The following is a 5,244-nucleotide window of genomic DNA, read 5'->3' on the forward strand; positions in this document are numbered from 1 at the left end:
GTTCGGCCCGCCGCCCACGGCCGGGCACGCCGCGACGCCGCCACCCGGCACCGTCCCGCCCCAGGGCCCGACCCAGCCGCAGCAGCAGCTCCCGCCGCAGGCCCAGGCCCAGGCCCAGACCCACGCCCATGGCCAGGGCCAGGCCCCGCACCCGTACACGCACCCCGTCGTCGGCGCCGCGCCGTACGGCCACCCGGCGCCCGGCCCGGGCCAGGCGCCGGCTCCCGCGCCGAAGAAGAAGTCGCGCGCCGGCCTCATCGCCGTCGCCGCGATCGTCGCCTTCGCCGTCGCGGGCGGTGGCACCGCGTACGTACTCCTCCAGAACAAGGAGAAGACCAAGCAGTCCCAGGGCTCGGACGCCCCGGCGTCCCGCACCCCGAGCCCCACCGACGAGGCGACCACCGACGACCGCCAGGGCACCGACACCGGCACCGGTACGGGAGACGGCACCGGAGACGGCGCCGGTACGGAGAGCGGTGCGCCCTCCGGGAGCGGAACCCCTGACGGTGCCTCCGCCACGCCCCCCGAGCCCGTCGACTACAAGGGCATCGACCTCACCGAGGGGTACGTACTCGCCCTCGCCGACGACCCGGTGAAGCCCAAGGGCGACAGCGGCGACCTGCGCTACGGCTCCTCCGGACTCACCGCGTCCGGCAGCGGCCGCTTCGTCGTCCTGCGCAACGGCCAGCCCGGCACCCTGGAGACCTGCGTCAGCGAGACCCGGTTCACCGACTACATCCGCAACTCGCAGCTCTCCAAGGGCACCCGGATCTGCCTCCAGAACGGCGCCGGGGACGTCGCCCTCCTCACCGTCCTGGGCTTCTCGCCCGAGTCCGACCCGAGCGACTACATCAGCCTCGACGTGACGGTGTGGCGCGGCGCGATGGACGTCGAGCAGTCGAGCTGACCGGCCGTGACGAGCGACGCCGATCCGAGGGTCGCGCGGCTCCGTGCCGCCGTCTCCCGGGTTCGGCGTGAGCTCGCCGCGCTCCGCACCGAACTGGCCGACCGGGGCATCGCGGAGGACGAACTGGCGACGCTGGCGGCCATGACCGCCGCCGGCCTGCCCCTGGAACCGCACCGGCTGCGGCGCTCCCTGCTGCTGGTGGCCGGGGCCATCGGATCGGTGAGCGCCCTGGCCGCAGCCCTGACCGGCCTGCGCGACGCGATCGACGCGTTCAGCCACTCCGACACGCCGGAACCGACATCGGGACCGGTCCCCGACGCGGACCCGGTCCCGGACGCGGACCCGATCCCGGACCCGGACCCGGACTCGGAGTCGGACTGACAGCCAGGGGGAACGGACGGCCTCAGGGCCGCAGCAGGCGGCGGTTGCGGGCCTCCGCCACCGCCGCCGTACGGGACTCCACGCCCAGCTTCGCGAACACGTGCACCAGGTGCGACTTCACCGTCGCCTGGCTCAGGAACAGCCGCTTGCTGATCTGCTGGTTGGACAGCCCCTCGCCGACCAGCTCCAGCACCTCCAGCTCACGCCGCGTCAGCGCCTGGCCGGGCGTACGCATCCGGTGCATCAGCCGGTGCGCCACCGCCGGGGCCAGCGCCGACCGGCCGGCCGCCGCCGTGCGGACCGCCGCCGCCAGCTCCTCGGGCGGCGCGTCCTTCAGCAGATAGCCGCTCGCGCCCGCCTCCACCGCCGCCAGGATGTCCGCGTCCGTGTCGTACGTCGTGAGCACCAGCACCCGTGGCGCCGCAGCGCCGCGCGCCGTGATCGCCGCCGTGGCCTCCGAACCATGCATCCCGCCGCCCCCGGGCCCGAACTGCAGGTCCATCAGCACCACGTCGACGCCGCCCGCCGCCGCACGCTCCACGGCCGCCTCCGCCGTCGCGGCCTCCGCGACCACCGTGAAGTCCGGCTCCGTGTCCAGGACGGCCCGCAGGCCCGCCCGTACGACGGGATGGTCGTCGGCCAGCAGCAGCCGGACGGTCATGACGGTCCTCCCGGAGTGAGCGGCAGCGGCAGCGTGACGGCCACGGCGGTGCCCTGGCCCGGCGCCGACTCCACGGCGAACGTCCCGCCCAGTGACTCGGCCCGCGCCCGCATCGCCGGCAGCCCGAACCCGCCGTCCGGCGACGGCACGCACGCCGACGGGTCGAAGCCCCGCCCGTCGTCGACCACGTCCAGCGTCACCGAGCCGTCCATGAACGACAGCGTGATCTCGGCGCGCCCCGCGCCCGCGTGCCGCACCGTGTTGGCCAGCGCCGACTGGGCGATCCGCAGCAGCGCCACCTCGTACGGCGTCGGCAGCTCCACCGGCGTACCGCTCACCGAGAACCGCCGCGCCGGCGTCCGGGCCCCCGCGTCCCCCTCCGCGCCCCGCGGCCCGTCCGTGCCCTCCGCGCACAGCCGCTCCAGGGCCGCCGCCAGGGACCCGCGCTCCAGGTCGGGCGGCGTCGTCAGCGCCCGTACGAACCGCCGCGCCTCCTCCAGGTTGTCCTGGGCCGTCCGCCGCGCCCGCTCGATGTGCCCGGCCGCGGGCGAGCCGTCCGGCAGGGCGCGCCCCGCCGCCCGCAGCAGCAGCTGGATCGACGACAGGCCCTGCGCCAGCGTGTCGTGGATCTCCCGCGCGAGCCGCTCCCGCTCGGCCAGCGTGCCCGCGTGCCGCTCGGCGGCGGCCAGCTCGGCCCGCGTCGAGATCAGCTCCTCGATCAGCCGGCGCCGCCGCTCGCTCTCCCGGTACAGCGCCTGGTAGCCCAGCACGGTCGCCACGGCCACGGCGGCGCCCAGCAGCGGGCCCATGAACACACCGGGGTTCAGCCGCGCGCCGTGGCCCACGTACGCGAGGATCGCCGCGCCCGCCGTCAGGCCGACCGCCGGCAGCGCCCAGCGCGCGGGCAGCAGGTGGAGCTGCAGGAAGTACAGCGGGAACGCCACCCACAGCGCGTCCGGCGTCAGCGCCAGCAGCACCAGCCACGCCGCGCACAGCACCCCGAGCCACACCGCGGCCGCCGCCTGGGACGTCCGTACGGTACGGAGCACCGATCCCGCCCCGTACACCGCGCCCGTCACGGCCGCCGCCGCGACCACCGGCCCGGGGTGCGCCCCCGCGTGACCGGCCACCGCCCGGAGCGCGGCGAGCGCCAGCAGGCCGAAGAACAGCAGATGCAGACAGCCGCGCAGCACGCGCAGGGCGGGGGTGAGGGAGCGTGGATCCATGACCCGTCCAGCGTAGGCGGCCGCAGGTGCCCTGCCGTCAACCGAAAGTTCGATGCCGGGGCCATCCGTGGCGCGATGTCCTCGGCCGCCGTGGCCGCGAGGCTGGTCACCATGTTCGTGGCATGGAGAGATCTGCGGTTCGCCAAGGGGCGGTTCGCGCTGATGGGCGCCGTGATCGTGCTGATCACGCTGCTCGTGGGGCTGTTGTCGGGCCTGACGGCGGGGCTCGCGCGGGACAACATCTCGGCGGTCACCGGGCTGCCCGCCGACCGGCTCGCGTTCGCGGCGCCGCCGTCGGGCCGGGGCGTGTCTTTTACGTCGTCGGTGGTCCCGGAGGGGGCGTGGCGCACCTGGGCGGAGCGGCCGGGGGTGCGGTCGGCCGAGCCGGTCGGCGTCGCGACGCTCAACGCGACCGGGGGCGGGGGGTCCGGCGGGTCCGACGGCGGGTCCGGTGGCCGTGTCGCCGGGGTGTCGGTGTTCGCCACCGAGCCGTCGGCGCGGATCGCCCCGGACAGCGCCCGGCTGGGCCCCGGGCGGGCCGTCCTGTCCCGCCCTGCCGCCGAGGAACTGGGCGTGGGGCCGGGCGACACCGTACAGCTCGGTGCGGCGAGCCCCCTGACGGTCACCGTCGCGGCGGTCGCCGGGGACGCCTCGTACAGCCACACGCCCGTGGTGTGGACGTCCCTCGACGACTGGCGGGCACTCGGCCGCACGGGCGCCACGGTCGTCGCGCTGACCGGCTCGGGCGTCGACTACGCGGCGGGCGACCGGGCCGCCGGCACCGAGAGCCGGACCCTGGACGGGGCGCTGGAGGCCATAGCGTCGTACCAGGCCGAGAACGGCTCGCTCCAGCTCATCCGCGGCTTCCTCTTCGTGATCTCGGCGCTCGTGACCGGGGCGTTCTTCACCGTGTGGACCATCCAGCGCAGCGGCGACGTGGCCGTGCTGAAGGCGCTGGGCGCGTCGACGGGGTATCTGCTGCGGGACGCGCTCGGGCAGGCCGTGGTCATGCTGACCGCCGGGACGCTGCTCGGTACGGGCCTGGCGGCCGCGGTGGGCGCGCTCGTCGGTGGCGGGGACGTGCCGTTCGCGCTGGAGCCGCTGACGGTGCTGGGGCCTGCCGCCGTGATGACCGTGCTGGGTGTCGCCGGTGCGGCCCTGTCCATCCGGCGGATCACCGCCGTCGATCCGCTGACCGCGCTGGGGAGTGCCCGATGACCCTGCTCATGGACGATGTGACGCTCACGTACCCGGACGGGGACGGGCGACTGACCGCGCTGGACGCGGTGGGCCTGGAGGTGGCCGGGGGAGAACTGGTCGCGGTGGTGGGCCCGTCGGGGTCCGGCAAGTCCAGCCTGCTGGCGGTGGCGGCGACGCTGGTGACGCCGGACCGGGGGCGGGTGGTCGTGGACGGTGTGGACACGGGGTGCCTGGACCGGGCGGGGAAGGCGGCGCTGCGGCGGGAGCGGGTCGGGATCGTGTTCCAGCAGCCGAACCTGCTGCCGTCGCTCACGGTCGTGGAGCAGCTCCTGGTCATGGCCCACCTGGCGGGGCGCGGGGACGGCGCGGAGGTACGGCGCCGGGCGCTGGAGCTGCTGGACGCGGTGGGGCTCGCGGGGGCGGAGGGGCGGCGGCCGCACCAGCTCTCCGGGGGGCAGCGGCAGCGCGTCAACATCGCCCGGGCGCTGATGAACGACCCGTCGCTGCTGCTGGTCGACGAGCCCACGAGCGCGCTCGACCACGAGCGGGGCGCGGCGGTCCTGAGGCTCCTGACGGACCTGACGCGGGTGCGCGGCACGGCGACGGTCCTGGTCACCCACGACCGGACCCACCTGGACCTGGCGTCCCGCGTCGTGACGGTCCTGGACGGCCACCTCCAGGAGCCGGGCGGTTCTTTCCCCACCCCGCCCCTTCCCGAACTGGGGCTCCGCCCCAGACCCCGTTGTCGCGCCTGAACGGCGCTCGTCCTCAATCGCCGGACGGGCTGAAAATCAGCCCCTGGGGGTCCCCCTGCTCGAAGAGCTTGGGGGAGATTGAGGAGCGGGGGTTCGGGGGCAGAGCCCCCGATT

At 75.7% G+C, this 5,244-nt stretch carries 5 protein-coding genes and 1 pseudogene; 4 read left to right on the forward strand and 2 right to left on the reverse strand.

Going from position 1 to position 5,244, the window contains the following annotated elements; all coding sequences use genetic code 11:
* Positions 1 to 907, forward strand: a pseudogene (locus tag HTZ82_RS09880) (serine/threonine protein kinase); the annotation flags it as partial.
* A gap of 6 nt (positions 908 to 913) precedes the next feature.
* Entirely contained in the window at positions 914 to 1,288 is a 375-nt protein-coding gene (locus HTZ82_RS09885) for a DUF5955 family protein (protein ID WP_309235394.1), read from the forward strand.
* A 22-nt stretch (positions 1,289 to 1,310) separates the two neighbouring features.
* Here the strand turns inward: HTZ82_RS09885 and HTZ82_RS09890 are convergent, their stop codons facing one another.
* Both HTZ82_RS09890 and HTZ82_RS09895 read right to left on the reverse strand, forming a co-directional pair.
* A complete protein-coding gene (locus HTZ82_RS09890; protein ID WP_175408944.1) occupies positions 1,311 to 1,949 on the reverse strand; it encodes a response regulator transcription factor in 639 nt (212 codons plus the stop codon).
* Positions 1,946 to 3,175 carry a sensor histidine kinase gene (locus HTZ82_RS09895; RefSeq protein ID WP_175408945.1) on the reverse strand — a complete coding sequence of 410 codons (1,230 nt, stop codon included), beginning with the start codon at positions 3,173 to 3,175 and terminating at the stop codon, positions 1,946 to 1,948. The genes HTZ82_RS09890 and HTZ82_RS09895 overlap by 4 nt, the downstream gene beginning before the upstream one ends.
* Before the next feature lie 111 nt (positions 3,176 to 3,286).
* Between HTZ82_RS09895 and HTZ82_RS09900 the strand changes: the two genes are divergently transcribed.
* Together HTZ82_RS09900 and HTZ82_RS09905 are read left to right on the forward strand one after the other, a co-directional pair.
* Entirely contained in the window at positions 3,287 to 4,393 is a 1,107-nt protein-coding gene (locus HTZ82_RS09900; RefSeq protein ID WP_175408947.1) for an ABC transporter permease, read from the forward strand.
* Complete coding sequence (locus tag HTZ82_RS09905; RefSeq protein WP_175408946.1) at positions 4,390 to 5,130, forward strand: ABC transporter ATP-binding protein; 741 nt, start codon at positions 4,390 to 4,392, stop codon at positions 5,128 to 5,130. Before HTZ82_RS09900 ends, HTZ82_RS09905 begins: the two co-directional genes overlap by 4 nt.
* The last annotated feature ends 114 nt before the right edge of the window (positions 5,131 to 5,244 follow it).

The sequence above is a fragment of the Streptomyces sp. TRM64462 genome (assembly GCF_013362995.1).
GTDB lineage: Bacteria > Actinomycetota > Actinomycetes > Streptomycetales > Streptomycetaceae > Streptomyces.